General features: G+C 64.9%; 18 protein-coding genes. 13 read left to right on the top strand and 5 right to left on the bottom strand.

Annotated features, from left to right (window positions below):
• A complete protein-coding gene (locus ACTJK4_RS09655; protein WP_322018428.1) occupies positions 1–1,506 on the top strand; it encodes an efflux transporter outer membrane subunit in 1,506 nt (501 codons plus the stop codon).
• A gap of 300 nt (positions 1,507–1,806) precedes the next feature.
• Positions 1,807–2,370 (top strand): acyloxyacyl hydrolase, encoded by a 564-nt coding sequence (locus tag ACTJK4_RS09650; RefSeq protein ID WP_232039794.1) that lies wholly within the window; start codon positions 1,807–1,809, stop codon positions 2,368–2,370.
• A 78-nt stretch (positions 2,371–2,448) separates the two neighbouring features.
• On the opposite strand, the gene ACTJK4_RS09645 is transcribed toward ACTJK4_RS09650, so the two are convergent.
• Complete coding sequence (locus ACTJK4_RS09645; RefSeq protein ID WP_440817974.1) at positions 2,449–3,789, bottom strand: diguanylate cyclase domain-containing protein; 1,341 nt, start codon at positions 3,787–3,789, stop codon at positions 2,449–2,451.
• Between the two features lie 654 nt (positions 3,790–4,443).
• Here ACTJK4_RS09645 and ACTJK4_RS09640 point away from each other — a divergent pair.
• Positions 4,444–4,926: a hypothetical protein gene (locus ACTJK4_RS09640; protein WP_316870784.1), complete on the top strand. Its 483-nt coding sequence runs from the start codon at positions 4,444–4,446 to the stop codon at positions 4,924–4,926.
• A gap of 15 nt (positions 4,927–4,941) precedes the next feature.
• On the opposite strand, the gene ACTJK4_RS09635 is transcribed toward ACTJK4_RS09640, so the two are convergent.
• A complete protein-coding gene (locus tag ACTJK4_RS09635) occupies positions 4,942–5,454 on the bottom strand; it encodes a GtrA family protein (protein ID WP_440817755.1) in 513 nt (170 codons plus the stop codon).
• A gap of 120 nt (positions 5,455–5,574) precedes the next feature.
• Between ACTJK4_RS09635 and ACTJK4_RS09630 the strand changes: the two genes are divergently transcribed.
• Positions 5,575–6,480: a flagellar brake protein gene (locus ACTJK4_RS09630; protein ID WP_260801531.1), complete on the top strand. Its 906-nt coding sequence runs from the start codon at positions 5,575–5,577 to the stop codon at positions 6,478–6,480.
• 224 nt (positions 6,481–6,704) lie between these two features.
• Positions 6,705–8,120: an EAL domain-containing protein gene (locus ACTJK4_RS09625; protein ID WP_433867897.1), complete on the top strand. Its 1,416-nt coding sequence runs from the start codon at positions 6,705–6,707 to the stop codon at positions 8,118–8,120.
• 58 nt (positions 8,121–8,178) lie between these two features.
• Here the strand turns inward: ACTJK4_RS09625 and ACTJK4_RS09620 are convergent, their stop codons facing one another.
• On the bottom strand, positions 8,179–9,747 hold the full coding sequence (locus ACTJK4_RS09620) for a methyl-accepting chemotaxis protein (protein WP_440817751.1): 1,569 nt from the start codon (positions 9,745–9,747) through the stop codon (positions 8,179–8,181).
• A gap of 289 nt (positions 9,748–10,036) precedes the next feature.
• Between ACTJK4_RS09620 and ACTJK4_RS09615 the strand changes: the two genes are divergently transcribed.
• Positions 10,037–10,177 (top strand): entericidin A/B family lipoprotein, encoded by a 141-nt coding sequence (locus ACTJK4_RS09615; RefSeq protein WP_024978581.1) that lies wholly within the window; start codon positions 10,037–10,039, stop codon positions 10,175–10,177.
• Between the two features lie 76 nt (positions 10,178–10,253).
• On the opposite strand, the gene ACTJK4_RS09610 is transcribed toward ACTJK4_RS09615, so the two are convergent.
• Positions 10,254–11,981 carry a phospholipase D-like domain-containing protein gene (locus tag ACTJK4_RS09610; RefSeq protein WP_440817747.1) on the bottom strand — a complete coding sequence of 576 codons (1,728 nt, stop codon included), beginning with the start codon at positions 11,979–11,981 and terminating at the stop codon, positions 10,254–10,256.
• A gap of 188 nt (positions 11,982–12,169) precedes the next feature.
• On the opposite strand from ACTJK4_RS09610, the gene cls reads away from it, so the two are divergent.
• Together cls and ACTJK4_RS09600 are read left to right on the top strand one after the other, a co-directional pair.
• The gene (gene cls, locus ACTJK4_RS09605) at positions 12,170–13,603 is read left to right on the top strand and encodes a cardiolipin synthase (RefSeq protein WP_232039801.1); all 1,434 of its coding nucleotides are present in this window, start codon (positions 12,170–12,172) and stop codon (positions 13,601–13,603) included.
• A gap of 86 nt (positions 13,604–13,689) precedes the next feature.
• Positions 13,690–14,952, top strand: coding sequence for an MFS transporter (locus ACTJK4_RS09600; RefSeq protein WP_440817744.1), 1,263 nt, complete (start codon positions 13,690–13,692; stop codon positions 14,950–14,952).
• Here ACTJK4_RS09600 and ACTJK4_RS09595 read toward each other — a convergent pair.
• On the bottom strand, positions 14,907–15,971 hold the full coding sequence (locus ACTJK4_RS09595) for an AraC family transcriptional regulator (RefSeq protein WP_232039803.1): 1,065 nt from the start codon (positions 15,969–15,971) through the stop codon (positions 14,907–14,909). The two genes, ACTJK4_RS09600 and ACTJK4_RS09595, sit on opposite strands and share 46 nt — an antisense overlap.
• 143 nt (positions 15,972–16,114) lie before the next feature.
• Here ACTJK4_RS09595 and ACTJK4_RS09590 point away from each other — a divergent pair, with 143 nt between their 5' ends.
• The 5 genes from ACTJK4_RS09590 (at position 16,115) to ACTJK4_RS09570 (ending at position 21,741) form a co-directional block, all read left to right on the top strand.
• Positions 16,115–17,170, top strand: coding sequence for a 3-keto-5-aminohexanoate cleavage protein (locus ACTJK4_RS09590; protein ID WP_440817740.1), 1,056 nt, complete (start codon positions 16,115–16,117; stop codon positions 17,168–17,170).
• Between the two features lie 71 nt (positions 17,171–17,241).
• Complete coding sequence (locus tag ACTJK4_RS09585; protein ID WP_232039805.1) at positions 17,242–18,582, top strand: MFS transporter; 1,341 nt, start codon at positions 17,242–17,244, stop codon at positions 18,580–18,582.
• A gap of 129 nt (positions 18,583–18,711) precedes the next feature.
• The gene (locus ACTJK4_RS09580; protein ID WP_316879396.1) at positions 18,712–19,692 is read left to right on the top strand and encodes a quinone oxidoreductase family protein; all 981 of its coding nucleotides are present in this window, start codon (positions 18,712–18,714) and stop codon (positions 19,690–19,692) included.
• A 9-nt stretch (positions 19,693–19,701) separates the two neighbouring features.
• Positions 19,702–20,550, top strand: a complete 849-nt coding sequence (locus ACTJK4_RS09575) for a TauD/TfdA dioxygenase family protein (RefSeq protein WP_316870774.1) — start codon at positions 19,702–19,704, stop codon at positions 20,548–20,550.
• A gap of 57 nt (positions 20,551–20,607) precedes the next feature.
• On the top strand, positions 20,608–21,741 hold the full coding sequence (locus tag ACTJK4_RS09570; RefSeq protein WP_440817736.1) for a porin: 1,134 nt from the start codon (positions 20,608–20,610) through the stop codon (positions 21,739–21,741).
• Positions 21,742–21,768 lie beyond the last annotated feature (27 nt).

Raw genomic sequence — 21,768 nt, 5'->3', positions numbered from 1 at the left:
ATGACAAGAGGCACTCAAGCCCTTCGTACCTCGCTGCTCGCGTTGGCCGCGTGCGCGCTCGTCTCGGCCTGCGCGGTCGGGCCCGACTACAAGCGCCCCGACGCCGAAGTACCGCAGCAATACAAGGAAGCCGGCGACTGGAAAGTCGCCGACCCGAGCGACGCCATGGCCCGCGGCAAGTGGTGGGAGATCTTCAACGACCCGCAACTGAACGCGCTGGAGGAACAGGTGGCCGCCGCCAACCAGAACATCCTGGTGGCCGAGGCGCAATACCGGCAGGCCCAGGCGCTGGTGCAATCGGCGCAGGCTTCGTTCTTCCCGACGCTGGGGGCCAGTGCATCGGCCACGCGCAGCCGTTCAGTGCGCACCTCGGTCAACCCCGATGGCAGCCTGTCGACCGGCAACCCCAGCCTGCTGAACTCGCAAAGCCTGTCGCTCAACGCCAGTTGGGAACTGGACCTGTGGGGCCGCATCCGCCGATCGGTTGAGTCGAACAAGGCTAGCGCGCAAGCCAGCGCAGGCGATTTATCGTCCGCTTTGCTGTCGGCCCAGGCGACGCTTGCGCAGAACTATTTTCAATTGCGTGTCACGGATACCCAGAAGGCCGTCCTGCAACGCACGGTTGCAGACTACGAACGCTTCCTGAAGCTCACGCAAAACCAGTACGCAGTGGGCGTGGCGCAGCGCTCGGATGTGCTGACCGCGCAGACGCAGCTCAAGCAGTCGCAGGCGCTGCTGCTGGATACCGAAGTCACCCGCGCGCAGCTTGAGCACGCCATTGCGGTGCTGATCGGCAAACCGCCGGCGGAATTCTCGCTGGCCCCGGCCACCGCTGCCAGCGCGGCCGACTTGCCCGCCCTGCCCGCCATTCCGCTGGAAGTGCCATCGGCCGTGCTGGAACGCCGCCCAGACATCGCCGCCGCCGAGCGCCGCATGGCCGCTGCCAACGCGCAGATCGGCGTGGCCAAGGCGGCATACTTCCCGACGCTCACGCTGGGCGCATCGGCCGGTTTGGCAGCCAACACGCTCACGCGCCTGGCAACGCTGCCGAGCCGCGTCTGGTCGATCGGCCCGACATTGGCCGCCACGCTGTTCGATGGCGGCGCGCGCGCGGCCGCCGTCGACAAGGCCGGCGCTGCTTACGACGCGTCGGTCGCAACATACCGCCAGACGGTGCTGGGCGCGTTCCAGGATGTCGAAGACAACCTCGCCGCGCTTCGCTGGCAGACGCAGGAATTTGGCGTACAGGCCGATGCCGTCAAAGCCGCGCAGGAAGCCGCGCAACTCAATCTGAACCGCTATCGCGCCGGCACGGTGAGCTTTCTGGAAGTCATCACCGCACAAGCCACGGCCTACAGTGCCGAGCGCACGCTGCTGACGCTGCAGGGCAAGCAGTATTCGGCAGCGGTGCTGCTGGTCAAGGCGCTGGGCGGCGGGTGGCACGGCGAAGTGCCGGTGGTCGGCAAAGCGGCGCTGCAACCGGCGTCCGCACCGGCCGCGCAATAACCCTTCTCTTGTTGCCGGTGGCCGACAACGTTTCGCCACCGGCAATGTCCCCTTGTGCGTAAGCCCGCACGCAGTCGGATAGTTCCCCCTATAATCGACGGAATTTATTTCAGACCGCCCCGACCATCCGGGCCGGCTGATGCAGCATCGGGCGCGCAAATTGCGTCGCCCGATGCCTTGCAAGCCCGCCCGGTGCCGTCCAGACCGTCTGTTTGCCAGCCACCATGTCCGCCGCGCGCGTGGTTGCCGACGCAGTTGCCCCGATTCACGCGCGCCGCTCAACTGACTCCGCTCTCTCTGATGATCCGATCCGCGCTTCCCCGTTCTGCCAAGCTGCTGGCCACCGCCCTGGGCGCCGCCACGCTGTTCGCCGCTCTGCCTGCCCAAGCTGACCCGTCCGTGCGCGCCATCTACGGCAAAGACAACAAGCACGGTATCGAGAAATACGGCGTCGACCTCGACTTCGATTCGGGCTTCCACTGGGGCAACCCGCAAGGCTGGTTCGTGAACCTGGATTGGGAAGTGGCGCTGGGCCAATGGCGCTCGACGAAGGGCACCAACCGCCAAAACATCACAGAATTCGGCGTGACGCCGCTGTTCCGCCTTGAAAAGCGCGGCGGCTCATGGGTACCGTTCATCGAGGCCGGCGTCGGCCCGCGCTTGCTGTCGCACGTGAGCACGTCCAACGAGCACTATTTCAGCACGGCCTTCCAGTTCTCCGACATGATCGGCGTCGGTGTGGCCTTCGGCAGCAAGCAGCAATTCCAGATGGGCTACCGCTTCGAACACCTGTCAAACGCGTCGATCAAGCGCCCCAACCCGGGCACGGACCTGAACGAGCTGTACCTGCGTTACACGTTCTAAAGCCCGAACGTTTGCGACGCTTGAAGAAAGACGGCCTGCCATGCGGCGGGCCGTTTTCTTTTGGCGTACGGTGGTGTATTAACGCGCGTCGGCGTCTCCGTCGAGATTGCGATCGCGCGATCGCATGCCCATCAGCCGCTCGTAATTGAGCGAGGCGTGGAAACCCAGGCCGTTGCCGCCGGCACGTTTGACCTCATACATCGCAGCGTCAGCATTGCGGATGAGCGTCTGCGCGTCATGCCCGTCGGTCGGATACAGCGCCACGCCGGCGCTCACACCCATCGACAGCACATGGCCTTCCACACGGAACGGCGTCTGCAATTGTTCGATCAGGCGTTCCACGGTTAGCGTCACATCGTCGCGCGTGGCGCAATGCGTAAGCACGGCGACAAACTCGTCGCCGCCCAGGCGCGCCACCGTGTCCGAGGCACGCAGCCCGCTGCGCAGCCGCATGGCCGTAGCCTTCAGGACGAGATCGCCAACCCCGTGGCCGTATTCATCGTTGACGGGCTTGAAGCGATCGAGATCGATGAACACGACCGCAACCTGGCCGCGCGCGCGACGTGCCGCCTGAATGGCGACGAACAGGCGATCGCGCAACAAACGTGCATTGGGCAGATCCGTCAGCGGATCATGCAGTGCGAGGTGGTGCGCTCGGTCCAGTGCCGTGCGCCGCTGTGTCACGTCGAGCAGCGTGCCGCTCACGCGGGTGGCCATGCCCCGGGCATCGCGCTCGGTCACACGACCGCGCGCAGCCACCCAGATCCACTGACCATGGCGCGCGCGCATGCGCTGTTCGACTTCAAAGCTGTCGGCATCGCCGCGCATATGGCGATAAATGCGTCGCGCGCTCAACGCGGCATCTTGCGGATGCACCATGGCGAACCATGCATCCGGATCGTTGGGCAGGTCCGCCGGCTCGTAGCCGAGCATGTCGGCCGTCCGGCGGTTGAACGACACATGCCGCGCACGCGTGGACCAGTCGAACGTACCCAGCCCCGCGCCGTCCAGCACATAGGCCAGCCGTTGCTCCGACGCGCGCAGCGATTCCAGCGCCAGGCGCCGCGCAGTCACGTCCTGCATCTGCACGACAAGGTGGTCGTTGCCGTCATCGCGTGCCACCGCTACGTCGGTCTGCACCCACACGGTGGTGCCGTCCTGGCGGACCAGGCGCGTTTCCATCGACAGCGCATCGCGCTGACCGGCGAGCAGCGATTCAACGCCATGTCGCGTGCGTTCAGTGTGGTCGGGGTGGCACAGGTCGAACAGATCGCGCGCGCGCAGCGCCTGTGCTTCGTGGCCGGTCAGCGCGCACAGCGCACGGTTCACGTCGAGGAAGCGACCCTCCGGCGCGCACAGGCCGATTCCTATCGGCGAATGTTCGATCGCAGCCTTGTACAAGTGGTGGTCCTCAAGCATGGCGATGCTGTTTCGCGAATGCGGCAGTCCCGGGGGTGTGGCTGACATGGTGGCCATCGCGCCGCCGGGTGCCCATTGACGCAATGTCTGCGTTAGGCGCGCGCGGTGGCGGCTGGCGTGATCCCCGTAACCGGTCTCGTGGTCTGCGTGGCCCAGCTGGCGACTGGCAATGACAGACCTTGGTGCGTTGCAAGCGCACGAATCGAGGCGGACTATAGAAGCCGCGAGTTAACGGGGCAATCCCTTCCCGCGAGGGGACATGGACCGCGTGCGCGCTTTGGGTCCCCTCGTGCGCGAGATGACGCGAAGGAAACGCGCCCCGCGTCATTCCCGTCTGCGTTTGTCGACGTCGATTGTCGACAGTTGCCCGGCGTCGCCAGACATCCGATCACTGTACACGGGCCCCCTGGGCGAAGCAGTTAGCCGTTCGGTTAGGTCGCGCAGACGCTGCCGCCACGCAACCGTTTGCCACGCAGGCGGCACCCAATCTCCACATTGTGAATGTCTTAAGGTGAAGACAACGCCGCTCGACCTCATCCGGAAGGACGAAACGCGCAAACGGCCGGCTCCGTTACTATTCTTCTATATCGCTCGGGGGGGCGAATTCAAACATGGCGAGCCGCGACACAAGCGCACGCGGTTGTGGGAGGTTGTATGGAATTGAGTTTTGTCGCCCCCGGCACCCAGACGCATCGATATGCGCTCAAGCTCGCGGGCCTACCCGAAGGGACGGAGCCCGGCACGGCGTCAGTCGATCCAGCCTGGGTGGACGATGCCCTTACCGCCGCCGTGCGCGTATTCGACGCGCACCGCGTGCACTTTGCCGACGCCTACTTTGCCTATCGCGCACGTGAGACGGCACAGCAGCGCACGCGCGCGGCGGGCAACTCCTCACCCGCACGCGTTGCCGGCGATCTCCACGACGACACGCCGCTGCTCGCGGATACGTTTGCGATTGCGCAGCTGGCCGCACTTGTGTCGCTGGAGGCATCCGGAGTGGCCGATGTCATCGATGTACACCTCGTGGTGGAGCGCTTGCGTGACGATGCCCCCACCCCGCCTGCCGACGGCATCGGCGAAGTGACGTTTGTTACGGAAACCACGGCTGGCGTGCACAGCGTGGCAAGCCGGCATTAACGCCGGCCGAACCGCTCAGGGCCCGTTGTGCGTGGGCCGCTCTGGCACGATGGCCGGCTGCGGTTCAGTTGGCGCACCGACGGCATCGGCGTCACGAAACGTCCAGTAACGGTGCACCAGGAAGTTGAAGATCGCCGTGATGGCCGAGGCGAACACCTGCGCGATCAGATAATACAGGCCAATCCCCAGGCCGATGGCCATGATGGTCGCGTTACAACCCAGCGCCAGAAAGGCCACCAGGCCGAACCGCACCATCGCGCCGACGTGCCCGCGTGTGCTGTTGAAGACAGCCTGCCGGCTGATGAAGTAGTTGAGCGTGGCGCCGATCACGCTGCCCGCCACCGACGCCCGCCAAGGCGAGACGCCCACCTGCACCAGCCCGAAGAGCACCACATAGTGCGCCAGCGTCGCGCCCCCGCCGATCACGACATAGCGCGCAAACTGCTCCATCACCGCCCAGAAATGCTGCCGAGACGCCATGCGCGTGCTCACCCCATCCACTTTGGAACCGACATTGTGCTCGATCATGGCTGCGGGGCCGCAACTAGCGTGCCACGCACCCCGCACAATAAGTGCGCTTAAAGTTATGCAACATTTGGCCGTATAAAACCGGTGGGGCCTTGCGCGGCTGTTGGCTCCCCTATTGCCATGCTCGAACTTCAACCTCTCGACATTCCGCTTGCGATCCCCCTGCCGTGGCCGATGCTTGACGCCGACGGGCAGTTGCTCGTCCCGAAGGGCGACGTCATCCACTCCCCGGAGGAGATCGACCTGCTGTGCACGCTGCACCGCCCGCATCGCCTGGCCGACGGAACGCCCGCGCCTGCGCCCGCGTTTGCAAATACGCAGTTCCCGAACACGATGTTCCCCGACATGGGCGACGACCCTGACGGCGAACGCACGATCGCCATGGAGCTGCTGGGCCTGCGCCCCGGCGGCATGCTGACCGTGCGCCTGACCGCGGGCGCCGGCCAGACCAAGGGTGCCGCGCGCGTGATGGGTTACAGCCCGCAACGCCATCTGCTCATCACCATGCCCACCGACAACGGCCGCACGGTCATGCCGGTCAAGGACGAGCTGGTGGAAGTCCACGCCTTCTCGGGCGAGGGCATTGCCAGCTTCGAATGCACGGTGATGGGGGTGTGCCGCATCCCGTTCGAATACGTCGTGTTGTCACCGCCGCGGCGGATCAAGAACCGCACGTTGCGCAAATCGCTGCGCGTGCGTGCCAACGTGGTCGGCAAGATGCTGGTGAGCGGCGACCCGCCGCGCATGATCCATATCTCCGACATCAGCACCACGGGCGCGTCATTCCGCTCCGCGCATCGGCTGGAAGTGAGCGGCGCGCCGGCGCGTCTGCGCTTTCGCGTGAAGACGCGCGACTACCACTCCGAGCTGGTGGCCGCGGCCCTGGTGCGCAGTGAGAAGCCGGCCGACCTGCCCAACGTTTATCAATACGGCGTGGAATTCATCGAGTTGGTCGCTGCTCAAAAGATGCTGCTGCAGTGCTTTATCTATGAACAGTTGCTTTGGGGCGGCCAGCGTATGGTGTAACGTGCAGACAGACCTGATATTCAATTTTCTTTGTTCAGAATTCATTGCTGTTAAACGTTAAAACTGCCTACCGGACCGACCCGAAAACATGCCCGGAAGCGGCCACCACGGCCGGTTTTCAGCTTATGATGCCGTACGCGTTTTTGTGACAAAGCTATACAATTGAAAGTGCGCCGAGTGCACGTATTTCCGTTTTAAAGGCATTTGCAGGACGATCCCCATTTATGAGCCGCGCAAGGTCTGCCGCGCCATCGAGTCTGGATCCGATCTCCGGATTGCCGGACCGCGAACAATTCGTCCGGCTGCTGGCTGCCATGCCGCAATCCACGCGCCAGGACGCAGTTGGCGCACTGTTGCTGATCGGCTTCGACCATTTTGCCGAGGCGACCAACACGCTCGGGCCCCTGGCCGCGCGAGAGGTCATCGTCGAATGTGCATCGCGGCTTGAAGCGTTGAGCGTGCCGCCGGCGGATGGCATCGCACCCATCGTCGGGCGCGTCGGCCCTGAGACCTTTGCCGTTGCCTGCGCAGATTTCGTCTCGGCACAAGACGTGCACGACCTCGCGCGGCGGATTTCCGCGGCACTCACGCGACCTTTCATCACGCATGGTTACGAACTGGTCTGCTCGTGCAGCATCGGCATGACGCTTTTCGAGACCATGCCTTCCGATGCAGCGCGGCTGATTGAACAGGCCGACCGGGCGCTCTACGGGGTCCAGCATGGTGCCGAGCAAAGCCCGGCGCTGTATGCGCCGGCGGCCATGCCTCCGGTCTCAGACGGGAACACCGCCACCATTGACGGATACGACGCCGCCGCCGAGCATCCACGCCTGGCCGCCCGGCTGCGCCATGCGCTAGCGCGCCGCCAGTTCAGCCTGAACCTGCAGCCGCAACTGAGCCTCACCGACGGGCGGATCGTCGGCTACGAATTTTTGCTGCGCTGGATTTCACCGGAACTGGGCGTCGTGGCGCCTGCCGATTTTCTGCCGATCCTGGAGCAGACGGGCGACATTCGCGAGGTGGGCCACTGGGTGCTCGACAACGCCGCCCAGATGCTGGCCGGGCTGCTGCGCGAGGAATCCCAGCGCGCGGGACGCAACAGCCGCCACCAGCCGGGCGTGCATGCGGCAGTCAATTTGTCGGTTGCGCAGTTGCTCGATCCGCAATTGAGCGACGTGGTGCGCGAGATTGCCGCACGCCACGCGGTGCCGGCCACACGCCTTGTCTTCGAAATATCGGAACACACGCTGCACCGTGCCAACGGCTCCGCGCAAAAGGCCGTGGAAGCCCTGCACGCCTGCGGTGCACGCGTGGCAGTGGAAGATTTTGGCGCCACCGCGCACAGCCTTGATTGCCTGGCAACGTTCCGCCCCGATCAGGTCAAGCTCGATCAAGCCATCGTCAACGCAGTGACCAACGCGAGCGATCACGCGGTGCTGCAACGCCTGGTGACTGCCGCGCATGGCGCGGGCGTGCCCGTCACCGCCACGCGCGTGGAAACCGCCGCGCAGCTCCATGCCTTGCGTGCCTGCCGGTGCGACGTCATCCAGGGCTACCTGCTCTCGCAGCCCTTCCCTGCCCGCTGGATCGACGACACCCAAGACGTGATTGCCGAGCGCGCACGCGATCTGATGCCGTAAAAGAAAACGCCCTCCCGCCTGCAAAGCGGAAGGGCGCTATTGCGTGTGTCTGAGCGGTTTAAACGTGCTCGACGCGGAAGACCGCCACCGCGCTGCGCAGCGCTTCAGCCTGCTCTTCCAGCGATTCCGCCGCAGCCGCAGCCTGTTCGACCAGCGCTGCATTCTGCTGCGTCACCTGATCCATCTGTGTGACGGCCTGGTTGACCTGTTCGATGCCGCTGCTCTGCTCTTCCGACGCAGCGCTGATCTCGCCCATGATGTCGGTCACGCGGCGCACGGCCACCACCACCTCGTCGATCACCGTACCGGCTTCAGCCACCAGGGTCGACCCGTTTTGCACGCGGCCCACCGAATCACCAATCAGTTCCTTGATCTCCTTGGCAGCCGTGGCGCTGCGCTGTGCAAGGCTGCGCACTTCACCGGCAACAACAGCAAAGCCTCGGCCCTGCTCGCCCGCGCGTGCGGCTTCCACCGCGGCATTCAACGCGAGGATGTTGGTCTGGAACGCAATGCCCTCGATCACGCCGATGATGTCGGCAATTTTTCGGCTGCTTTCGTTGATGCCGGCCATCGTGTCCACCACGCGGCCCACGACTTCCCCGCCCTTGACCGCAATATCTGACGCATTGACGGCCAGCGTGCTTGCCTGACGCGCGTTGTCGGCGTTCTGCTTCACGATGCTCGTCAACTCTTCCATGCTCGACGCCGTTTCTTCCAGCGACGAAGCCTGTTGCTCTGTACGCTGCGACAGGTCGGCATTGCCCGCGGCGATCTGCTTGGTGGCACTGGCGATCGAATCCGAGCCCGTGCGCACCTGCCCGATGATCTGCTGCAGGCTCGTTTGCATGGACGATACGGCGTGCATCAGGCGTGCAGTTTCGTCGCGGCGCCCCGCGGCGGTCTGGCCTTCCATGCGCGTGGCGAGGTCGCCCGATGCCATGCGCTCGAACACCTGAATGGCGCGCTCCAGCGGACGCACCACCGTGCGGCCGAGCACGCCGCGCGCCACCAGCGACAGCACCAGCGCGGCGGCCAGCAAACCACCCGAAATCCAGATGCTCATCGCATAGCGCGATTGGGAATGATCAAAGCGTTGCTGGCCGTACTTGAAGCGCGCCCCGACCAGGGGGCCGAGCGCCGAGTCGTAGTCGACAAAGAGCTTCGGCACCAGGTTCGTGTTCAGCTCACGGTACGTGGTGAGGTCACTGCGCTCCAGGGCGGCAATGGCCGGCTCCAGCGCCGTCTTGACGAACTTGGTGCGTGCCGCGTCGGCGGCTTGCAGTTGGGCGCGATCCGCATCGGCAATCGGCAGCTTCATGAACTGCGCCCAGGCATCGTTGGCTGTGTTGACCATCGTGTGCGCATCGGACAGCAGCTTCTTGAGCTCTTCAGGCGACGAGACCGCATCGAAGTTGGTCAGGTGGATGCGCGCCCACAGCAGGTTGATAGTGTCTTTTGCCAGCAGGTCCAGGCCCTTGGCATCTTCCAGATACACGGCGCGCAAATCTTCATTGGTGGCCCGGCCGGTCGTGATACCGGCAAAACCCACCACGGCGATCATGACCGCAAATACCGCGACCAGGAACGTCAGCCGCGTGCGAATGCTCGTATCCATCCACTTCCACATATGTTTTCCCCTGCATGGTTGGGCCGTGCGGCGCCGAGATCCTCTTCCGGCGCCCCTCTTCAGGCACCCTGTTCACTCCCAAAGGTGCTAACGGCAGGCGACGCCAGAAATAGAGGGCATCACCACGAATGTCCGGAATGCGCCGCAAGTGATATGCAAGGAGTAAAAAAGATGCGGCCGACGCACCCCGCGTGCGCGAGGTGGCACTAAAATGCGGGTTGCGCCACCGTTGGGGTGGCAATTACGCAAACATCGTGCGGGATACCGCACGGCTCACTAGGGGATCGAGATGAAGAAACTGATCGCGCTGCTGGCCCTGGGCTGCGTCGTCCTGGCAGGCTGCAACACAATGGCCGGCATGGGCAAGGATATTCAGACGGGCGGCCAGAAGCTGGAAAACGCTGCTGACAACACCAAGCAGAAGATGTAATGAAGGGACAGCCGGGGGAGCCCCTGGCTTGAGTTAAGAAACGCCGCAAGTTCGCGGCGTTTTTCTTTTGGAGCCGCTACAGCAGCTCTTCCGGGGTAAACGGCGCCAACATCTGGATCCACGTCCGGCGGCCCAGGCCCACTTCCGGTTCGTGATCGACAACGACCTCCTTGCCGTTCTCGTGGGTGGTCCAGCGCAGATGGCCGTCGTCGTTGGTCACCCGGTAGGCGCTGTCGCGCACCGACTCGTCAAACAGCTTGGCGACCGCATCCGACAGCACCGGGCTGCGGATGATCAACCCCGTTTCGGTATTCAGGCCGATGGAGCGTGGGTCGATGTTCATCGAGCCGACAAACAGCGTGGTGCGGTCCACCACGATCGATTTCACATGCAGGCTCGCCTGCGACGACCGGAACGTGCCGATCATCTTCGGGCGATCGCCCAGCGTCGGGCGCAGTTCGTACAGTTCGACACCGTCGTCGATCAGCGCCCCGCGATATTTCGCGTAGCCCACATGCACGATGGGCGCGTCGGTCGCTGCCAGCGAGTTGGTCAGCACACGCAACCGCACGCCCCGATCCTGCAGGCGCTTGGCCACCTCGACGCCGCGCTTGCCCGGCACGAAGTACGGCGAAATCAGCACCACCTCGCGCTTGGCTTCGTCAATCAAACGCAGCAAAGTCTGGGCGAGACGCTCGCCGCCAGGTTCCACCTCGTCACCCGATACCTTGGCCGGACGATCGACGATCACTTGCGCGGGGGCCCACTCCAGGCGCAGGCGGCCACGGGCGATCTGATCGGCCAGGAACCAATCGCGCGGAGCGGGCTTGAGCGGCAAGGGCTGCTCCGGCGCCGGGCTGGCGAGATCGGTCTGGTTGCGGCGTTGCTCGAGCTGCGAGATCGTCTGATCGGATGCCGGCGTGGCGGAACCGGAGCCCATGTCGATCGGCCGGGTCGGCACATCGATATGCTGCGGCGGCCCTTCCGGGCGGTTGGGCATCATCACCGGCGGCGGATAGTTGCCCTCCTTCGGCTCGGGCGGATGCGCCTTGCTAGGCTCGGGCGCCAGTGCCTGCACCGGATAGGAGAATTCGCTGTTCCAGTACGCATCGAACGCCGACGACAGCTGACGCACCGCCGGCCCTGCGGCCAGCACGTCCAGATCGACGAAGTTGGTGGTCTGGTTCTGCGTGAAATATTCAGCGCCAAGATTGCGCCCGCCCGTTACAGCCAGCGCGTTGTCAGCAATGAAAGCCTTGTTGTGCATGCGCCGATTGACGCGGCGGAACTCAGCCGCGCCGCTCAAGTACCGTGTGATGTTCGACATCCGCCCGCCTGGAAACGGGTTGAACAGGCGTACGTCGATATTCTTGTGTGACGAGAATTTCAGAAAAGCGAGATCGCGCCCATCGCTGTGCAGATCGTCGACGAGCATGCGCACGCGCACACCGCGGTCGGCAGCGGCCCGCACATGGCGCATCAGTTCGCGCACGCTGTTGTCGCTGGCAATGATGAAGTACTGCAAGTCCAGCGTACGCTCGGCCCGGTCGGCCAGCGTGAGCAACGTGGCATAGGCCTCTTCGCCCGACGGGATCAGCCGAAAGCCGGACACATCCGCCGAGGGCGCATTCGACTGCGCCAGGCGCCCGAGCGAGGTGGCCGATTCGGCATTGGGCAGCGCCGTTGTCACGGGGCGATCGACGTGGTCGGGCAGGCTTGCGCAGCCCGTCACCAGCGCGATGGCCAGACACGCAAACCAGGCGCGCAGATACGCGATCGGGAGGTTCCTCGGGTGCCCTTGCATGTTCGATGTCGTGTTGGGTACGGCAGGTCGAGAGGACGTTGACTTCACACCAGCATGCGGCGTGCCTGAACCGACGCCACGGTCAGACTACGCGAGATATCAGCCGGGGCAGTATCCGTGTTTGTCCGACGCCACCCCGGGCGTGTCAAAATGCCCAACGGTGTGCTGTTTCCCCCCTGCTGCCTTCAATGCTGACCAACACCACGGCATTTGCCACTTTCCTCTTTTTCGTGCACTGCGTGGGCGTGCTCGCGGCCATGCATGCCGTGCTGACCGTGCGCACGTCACAGGGTGCCATCGCATGGGCCATTTCGCTCGTCACGCTGCCCGAATTCACGCTGATCCCCTATCTGATCTTCGGGCGAAGCACCTTTGCCGGCTATGTGGATGCGCGACGCTTTCACAACGCCCGCCTGCGAGAAATCACCCTCTCCGACGACTGGCGCCGCCTGCGCGACCATGAATCCAGCGTGGTCGCCCCGCAGCACACCTGCATGCAGGCCTTGCCGCGCCTGACCGGCACGCCGTGCCTGGCGCGCAATCGCGTGCGTCTGCTCATCAACGGCGCGGAAACCTTCGATGCCATCTTTGCGGCGATTGCACAGGCGCGGCGCGTGCTGATCGTACAGTTCTTCATCGTGCATGACGACACGCTCGGCCGCCGCCTGGCCGAACTGCTGCTCGAGCGCGCACGTGCCGGGGTGCGGGTGTACTTTCTCTTCGATAGCATCGGCTGCCACGCGCTGCCCCGCCGCTATGTGCAGCGCCTCATTGAAGGCGGCGTGCTGGCCAAGCCGTTCTCCACGCACGCCGGGTTCGTCAACCGTTTCCAGCTCAACTTCCGCAACCACCGCAAGCTCGTGGTGGTGGATGGCGAGCGCGCTTACGTTGGCGGCCACAACGTCGGCAACGAATACATGGGTGAAAAGCCGCCGCTTGCACCGTGGCGCGACACGCATATTGAGATTGTCGGTGCCGCGGTGATGGACTTGCAGCTCACCTTTGCCGAAGACTGGTACTGGGCTGCCCGCGAAGTGCCGCAACTGATCGTGCCCGAACTGCGGCCCGAAGAAGACATGGTCTGCCAGGTGGTCGCAAGCGGCCCGGCGGACAAGCAGGAAACCTGCTCGCTGTTCTTCATGGAAGCCATTCAGTCGGCGCGCAAGCGGCTGTGGATCACGTCGCCGTACTTCATACCAGACGAAGCCGTGTTTGCCGCGCTACGCCTGGCCGTGCTGCGCGGGGTTGATGTGCGCATCCTGATCCCTTCGCGGCCGGACCATCACATGGTGTTCCTGGCCTCCACGCTGTACGCATATCAGGCGATTCGCGCAGGCGTGAAAATCTACCGCTACCTGCCCGGCTTCCTGCACCAGAAGGTCGTGCTGATCGACGACGAAGCTGCCGCCGTGGGCAGTGCCAACCTCGACAACCGCTCGTTCCGCCTGAACTTCGAGCTGATGATCATGACCGCCGACCCGCGCTTCGCCAATGACGTCGCACAGATGCTCGAAGTCGACTTTGCCGAAGCCGCCCGCGTTGGCCGCGACGAATACGAACGTGCACACCCGCTGCGCCGCGTGATCATGCACGTGGCCAAGCTGTTCGCTCCCATCCTGTAGTCACGCCGCGAATTCGCCCGCAAGAAGCGGAGCGCTTCCACGCATCGCCATCCCTACCCTGAAGTGAACATTTTCAGGAGTGTGCGATGTCCGATCCCCATGACCCTGCTGTCGACCGCCTGCCGCCGGGCTTCAACCGGCTGGCGGGTTCCAACCTGGCCGCGCAGTCGGCCGAACAGATTGCGCTGGCCGCCATGCCAATGGTTGCGGTGCTTACCCTGCATGCCGACACCAGCACAGCGAGCTGGCTGCAAGTGGCCCTCACGCTGCCGTTCGTGCTGTTTGCCATTCCCGTGGGCATGCTGGCGGACCGTTGGCCCAAACGCGCATTGATGGCCGGCGCAGAGGCGGTGCGCGCGCTGGCGTTGTTTGTTGTGGCGGGCCTGCTGGTGGCCGGGCTGCTGAACCTGGCTACGCTGGGGGTGCTGGGCTTTATTGCCGTGTGCGGCACGGTGGTGTTCAGCGTGGCGGCGCCAGCGCTGGTGCCCGCGCTCGTGCCGGCAACGATGCTTGCGCGCGCAAACGGCCGCATCGAGCTGGCGCGTACGATTGCATTTGCGTGCGGGCCGGCCATCGGCGGCGCGTTGATCGGCTGGACCGGCTCGATGACAGCATTCGCGCTGGCGGCGGCGTTGTCCGCCATGGCTGCGGCACTGCTGGCAGGTGTGACGGCTCCGGAGCCCGTGGCACGGCGCGCGGCGCACCCGCTGCGGGACATCGCCGAAGGCGCGCGCTTCGTGTTTCATCACCCGCTGCTGCGGCCGGTGTTCATCACGCAATGCCTCTTCACCATGGCGTTCTTCATGGTGTTTGCCATCTTCGTTCCGTATGCGGCGCATCAGTTGAACCTCTCTGCGCAGGCGATCGGGCTGACGCTCGGCATGTACGGCGCGGGCATGGTGGTCGGCGCGCTGCTCGCCGCGCGCATTCTCGCGCGCTGGCGCTTCGGTCATGTGGTGGCGACTGGCCCCGTGTGCGGACTGGCGGGCGGTGTGCTGCTTGCGGCCACCCTCTGGCAGCCGTGGCCGGCGCTGGCACAGGCCGGCTTCTTCCTGCTGGGTTGCGGGCCGATTCTTTGGGTGGTGAGCACCACCACGCTTCGGCAAACGGTGACGCCGCCCGCGCTGCTGGCGCGTGTATCCGCAGTGAATGTGATGTCGTATGGCGCTCGGCCGGTCGGCGCGGCAATGGCCGCGTGGGTTGCCGCACACGCTGGTGCGGGGGCGTGCCTGCTGATGGCGGTGGCGGGCTTTGCACTGCAGTTGCTGTGCATTCTGCAATCGCCGGCAGTGCGCCTGGCGCGTCAGCCGCGTGCGGATGATACGTCGGCCGCGCTCGAACCTGCCTGAGCCGCATCGCCAGTCCGGTCACCGCGCTGGGCATCGCGCCACGCACGCGGCGTCATGCCAAAGTGGGCGATGAACCAGCGCGTGAACGACGCCTGCCGCGTATAGCCGAGCAGCGCAGCCACCCGCCCGATCCGATAGCTGGGGTTGGCCATGTAGCGGACGGCAAGGTTGTGCCGCACCTCTTCCACCAGGTCAGAGAACGTCATGCCGGCCAGTTCTAGCTGCCGTTGCAAGGTCCGCACGCTCAGGTGGAGGTGGTCCGCCACCTGCTCGACAGACGCACGCTCCAGCGGCAGCAGCAGGTAGATCGCACGGCGCACATCCTGCACCACCGCCTCCTGCGCCGATACATTGAGCGGCTCCGCAAGGCTTTCCGCATAGCGTACGAGCGCCGGATCCGCAGCGGGATTGGGCCTGTCCAGATCGGCAGCCGAACAGACGATGCCGTTGAAGTCGCTGCCGAACACAATCGGGCAGCCGAACACGCGCCTGTGCAAGCTGAGGTCACCGGGGGCGGTATGCGAGAAGTGAATGCTGCGCGGCTTCCAGTGCACGCCCAGCAGCGCACTGCACGTCCGGGCGAGCACGCCAACGGCCAGCTCGTTGGCCTGCCGCAGCGGCACGGGCGTCTCGGTGATGACCTCTTCGCGAATGACCACCATGTCGCCGTCGGATTCCAGGTAGATCGCCAGCGCCTCGTTCAGCAGGTGGCGGTACTGGATGATGGCCTGCAGCGCTTCGCGCAGCGTTCGCTTGTGCGCCAGCAACAACCCGAGCACACCGAAATCCAGTTCCTGACGCGCCTCGGCCATCTGCAGCCCGAGCGTCGGGCACGGGGCGTTGACGGCGGTGATCTCCATCAACTGGCATGTCGCCACGACCGAGACGAGCTGCTCGGGATCGGTCAGTCTGGCCGGATCCAGCCCCACCTGACGCAGTGCCTCCTGCGGGTTGAAACCGAGCCGCCGCACGACCTGGAAGTAGCCGTTGAGCGACCGGGCACGCACCATCGTTTCCATAGGTTTCTGTGGGCTTTGAACCGTCTTGGTGTTTACACGGAATGGCGCAAAAAGAGAAAAACTTGGCGCCAATTGAGAAATTCAAAGCTACCGCTTCCCTATAGTGAAGTCCAGCCGAGACATCCCCTACAGGAGCCCCCAACATGCAATTCCTCGATGATTCGCTGCACCCGGAAAACCAGGACAAGGTCGTCATTACCGTTGCGCCGTACGGCCCGGAATGGATGCCGGAAGACTTTCCTGAAGACATTCCGGTGACGATGGAAGAACAGGTGCAGAAGGCCGTCGATTGCTACAACGCTGGCGCCACGGTCCTGCACCTGCATGTGCGCGAGCTGGACGGCAAGGGCTCCAAGCGGCTGTCGAAATTCAACGAGCTGATTGCCGGCGTGCGCGCGGCGGTGCCCGACATGATCATCCAGGTGGGCGGCTCGATTTCGTTTGCACCGGAAGACGAAGGGCAAGCTGCCAAGTGGCTGTCGGACGACACGCGCCACATGCTGGCCGACCTCACGCCGTCGCCCGACCAGGTGACGGTGGCGGTCAACACCACGCAGATGAACATCATGGAGCTGCTGTATCCGGCGTATCTGGAAGGCACCTCGCTGGCCAATCCCGCGCTGGCCGCAGCCTATGCCGAAATGACCGTGCCCGCCGGCCCCGCCTGGCTGGAGGAACACCTGCGCCGTCTGCAGGCCGCCGGCGTGCAACCGCACTTCCAGTTGACCGGCATCCACGCGCTGGAAACGCTCGAACGGGTGGTGCGCAAAGGCGTCTACAAGGGCCCGCTCAACCTGACGTGGATCGGCATTGGCGGCGGCTTCGACGGCCCCAACCCGTTCAACTTCTTCAACTTCATCCACCGCGCGCCGGATGGCTGCACGCTGACGGCCGAGTCGCTGCTCAAGAACGTGCTGCCCTTCAACATGATGGCCATGGCAATGGGCCTGCACCCGCGCTGCGGCATTGAAGACACGATCATCGATCAGCACGGCAACCGCATGACATCCGTACAGCAGATCAAGCAGTGCGTGCGCGTGGCGCATGAACTGGGCCGCGAGATTGCCAGCGGCAAGGAGGCTCGCGCCATCTACCGCATCGGCGTGCAATATGACAGCGTGGAAGAAACGCTGGCGAAGAACGGCATGTCCCCCAACCGTGCCCCGAACGTGAAAAACCTGCCGCTGCGCGCGGCCTAAACTAGAAGCCGCAGTATCACCGGGCCAACACAGGCGGCGCTCAACGCAAGCGCCGCCACTCGGAGACAACCATGAATCTGCATGCCGCTGACCTGCGCGCAGACCACGAAGACGGTTACCTCGTCAGCCGCCCCCAGGCGTGGTTTGCATTTGCGATGACCTTTGCACTGATGCTGTTCGATTACATCGACCGGCAAGTCATCGTGTCGCTGTTTCCGCATCTGAAAACCGCTTGGGCACTGTCCGACAAGCAACTTGGCGCGCTCGTCTCGGTCATCTCGATCGTGGTGGCGGTGGGCGGCTTGCCGGTAGCGCTGCTGGCCGACCGCTTCAGCCGCGTCAAGAGCATCGTCGTGATGGCCACGGTATGGAGCCTGGCAACGATCTCCTGCATGTTCACGCGCAATTACGGACAGCTCTTCACCGCGCGCGCCATCGTGGGCGTGGGTGAAACCGGCTACGGCTCGGTGGGCGCGGCGCTCATTGCCAGCCTGTTTCCCAAGCGCCTGCGCGCCACGTTGATGGGCGCCTTCTTTGCCGCGGCATCCGTCGGGTCGGTGTTGGGCGTGTTGCTCGGTGGCGTGATCGCAGCGCGCTGGGGCTGGCAGGCGGCGTTTGGCGTGGTGGGTGTCCCAGGCCTGCTGCTGGCACTGCTCTATGTGTTCGTGCCGGACTACAAAACGGTGGCGATGGCACCGGGTAGCACGCAAGCGCGGCAGCCCGCTGGCACGCTCCTGCAGCGCGTGGCAGGCGCGCTCACCAGCTCGCGCACCCTGTGGTGGACTTGCCTGGGCGCTGCCTTCCAGCTGATCGTCGTGTCGACCATCTGGTCGTGGCTGCCGAGCTACCTGAATCGCTATCACGGCACGCCGCCGGACCGTGCCGCCATGCAAGCCGCGCTGGTGGTGCTGTGCGGCGCGCTGGGCGCCTTCGTGTGGGGTGTGGTGGCCGATGTGGTTGCAGCACGCCGCCAGCGCAACCGGCTGATTGCCGTGGCGGTGCTGGCCGTGGTCACGCTGCTCGTGTTCATGACGGCGTTCGGTACCACCATGCCGGCCAACCAGCAGTTCCTCATGATCGCCTTTGGCGGCTTCTTGATGACGTGCACGGTCGCGCCGGCTTCCAGCGTGGTGTTCGACGTGGTGCACCCCGGCGTGCGCTCAACGGGCGCCGCGGTGCTGTCACTGTTCCAGAACCTGTTCGGCCTGGCCATCGGGCCGTTTGTGGGCGGCGCCATGTCCGACGCATGGGGCCTGCAAACCGCCCTGGCCGTGATGCCGATTTTCGGTGTGGTTGCAGCGGGCTGCTTCCTGCTGGCCGCACGCAGCTACGAAGCCGAACTCAAGCGCGTGGCCAACGTGCCGATCGACGCAGCACCCGCCGCCGCACCCACTGCCGTGGCTTCCGCATGACGGCCTTGCTCCGCTAACCGCGCGCCGCCCTCAAGGCACCCATCCCCTCTCCGCTTTGACCGCGTCTCCTAAGCGAGGCGCGCGGGCGGCGCGCACCCCGAACATCCGAAAAGAACCAAGGAGATACCCATGGCAACCGCAGTCCGCTTTCATGAAACCGGCGGCCCTGAGGTCTTGCGCTGCGAGACCGTCGAAGTCGGCAAGCCCGGCCCGGGGCAGGTCCGTCTGCGCCACGAGGCCGTCGGCCTGAACTTTGCCGATACGTACTTCCGCTCGGGGCTCTACCCCGTACCCCGCCCCGCCGGCATGGGCGTTGAAGCGGCAGGCATCGTTGAAGCCGTGGGTGATGGCGTGAGCAACGTCGCCGTGGGCGACCGCGTGACCTACACCGGCTTCATCAACACGCTGGGCGCATACAGCACCGAGCGACTGATCCCGGCCGCACCGCTGATCAAGCTGCCCGCCGCCATTGCCTGCGAAACCGCCGCCGCCATGACCATGCGGGGCCTGACGTCGGCCTACCTGCTGCGCCGCATCTACCCGTTTGCGAGGGGCAACACGATCCTGCTGCATGCGGCCGCCGGCGGTGTGGGGCTCATCGTCTCGCAGTGGGCCAAGTTGCTTGGGCTGACCGTGATTGGCACGGTATCGAGCGAAGCCAAGGCGGATATCGCCCGCGCACATGGTTGCGACCACGTCATCAACTACGCGCACGAAGACGTTGCAAAACGCGTGCGCGAACTCACCGATGGCGTGGGCGTGAACGTGGTGTTCGACAGCGTGGGCAAGGCCACCTTCGATGCCTCGCTCGATTCGCTCAAGCGACGCGGCCTGATGGTGTGCGTCGGCACGGCGTCGGGGCCGATCCCGCCGTTCAACCCGCAGTTGCTGGCGATGAAGGGTTCGCTTTACCTCACGCGCCCGGCCCTGGCCGATTACATCGCTGAACCAGCCGAGAAAGCCGAACTTGCCGGCGAGCTGTTCGACCATGTAGCCGCCGGTCGCATCAAGATCGAGATCCACCAGCGCTACGCATTGGAAGACGCCGTGCAGGCCCACCGCGATCTTGAATCGCGCAAGACGACGGGCTCGTCCGTCTTCGTCATCTGAGGGGCCGTCATGCGCATCGAACAACTGACCAACGCCCTGGGTGCCGAGCTGACCGGGGTGCAACTGGCCGACGCGATCGAAGACGAAGGCCTGTTTGGCGAAATTCGTGCCGCGCTGCTCAAGCACCGCGTGATCTTCCTGCGCGATCAGGACCTGAGCCGCGCGCAGCACGTCGCATTCGCCAGCCGCTTCGGCGAGCTGGAAGACCACCCCGTCGCCGGCAGCGACCCGGAGCACCCGGGCCTCGTGCGCATCTACAAGACGCCCGAACACCCGAACGACCGCTACGAAAACTGCTGGCACGCCGACACCACGTGGCGCGAGGCACCACAGTTTGGCGCCGTGCTGCGCTGCGTGGAATGCCCGCCCGTGGGCGGCGACACCATGTGGGCCAACATGGTGCTGGCGTACGAAAACCTGCCCGACCACGTCAAGCGCGACATTGCCGGCCTGCGCGCCCGCCACAGCATCGAAGCCAGCTTTGGCGCAGTCATGCCGATCGAAAAGCGTCTCGCGCTCAAGGCGCAGTACCCCGATCCGGAACACCCCGTGGTACGCACACACCCCGAGACCGACGAAAAGGTGCTGTACGTGAACGGGTTCACAACGCATTTCACGAACTACCACACACCCGCGCGCGTGCGCTTTGGGCAGGACGCCACCGGCGGCGCGTCGGAGCTGCTGCGCTACCTCATCAGCCAGGCCTACATTCCTGAATACCAGGTGCGCTGGCGCTGGAGGCCCAACAGCGTGGCCATCTGGGACAACACCGCCACGCAGCACTACGCGGTTATGGATTACGCGCCGTGCCATCGCAAGATGGAACGCGCCGGCATCATCGGCGGCAAGCCGTTCTAACGACCGTCGGGACACATCGGACCCGTCGGCGACAACACCAAGAGGAGACCCTGCAACATGAAGACGAAGCACATCGCCCCCGCGGCACTGCTGGCCTGCGCCGGCGCGGCCTGCGCGCAATCCGGCGTCACGCTATACGGCGTGGTGGATACCAACATCGAATATGCGACCAACCTGGCGGGCGCCACGCCGGGCAGCTCGGGCAACCGCGTGTCCATGCAAAGCGGTGGGCTGTCAGGCTCGCGCTGGGGCCTGCGCGGCGTGGAGGATCTTGGCGGCGGCCTGAGCGCGCTGTTCGTGCTCGAAAGCGGCTTTGCCAGCGACACGGGCCAATCGCAACAAGGCGGCCGGTTGTTCGGGCGTCAGGCCTACGTTGGGCTCAAGAGCAGCACGATCGGGCAGTTCACCTTCGGTCGCCAGTACACGACGCTGTTCCAGTTGCTGGCCAACTTCGAGCCGATGGCGTATTCCACGCAGTACGAACCGGCGGCCGTCCAGACCGGCGTCAATTTCCGCTCCGACAACACGGCCATGTACACAGGCAACTTCGGCCCGGTGACTGCGCAAGCCCATTGGTCGTTCGGCACCGGCGCCCCGAGCGCCAACCCAACGGGCGGCGGCAACGGCGAGGTGCCGGGCCAGGCACGGCGCGACAGCGGCTATGGCGCGGGGGTGGCTTACTCGGGCGGGCCGCTGGGCTCCACGTTTGCATATGACCAGTACAACCCGAGCACCCCGCTCGGTGGCGGCGCATTCAGCTCCGGCACGGTGCGCAAGGCAGCGCTGGCGGGCAGCTACCTCTTTGGCGACGTGCTCAAGATCATGGGCGGCTACCGCTGGGGCCAGAACAAGAACGCCAACGGCGGCGTGGCGCTGCGCGACGATTACTTCTGGGCCGGCGTGAACTATCAGGCGACGAACGCCGTGATGCTCTCGCTCGAATATTCGTACCAGAAGATCAAGACCATCAACAGCGCGCCGTCCACGCAGGCCAACCCGTGGCAGCTCGCGTTCATTGCCGACTACACGCTTTCCAAGCGCACCGACCTCTACCTGACCACGGCCTATGCGCGCAACGCGGGCCTGGCGCTCGACCAGTCCACGGTAGACCTCAACGCCACCGGCTACGGCCTGGGTGCCGGCAAGACCAGCATGCTCGGCGCGGCTGTCGGCATCCGCCATAAGTTCTGAGCGGCCGGTACCCAAAAGCACCTCGGG

This window comes from Ralstonia sp. 22111, assembly GCF_052045895.1.
In the GTDB taxonomy this organism is placed as follows: domain Bacteria; phylum Pseudomonadota; class Gammaproteobacteria; order Burkholderiales; family Burkholderiaceae; genus Ralstonia; species Ralstonia wenshanensis.
This window is presented reverse-complemented; position numbering and strand designations above follow the sequence as displayed.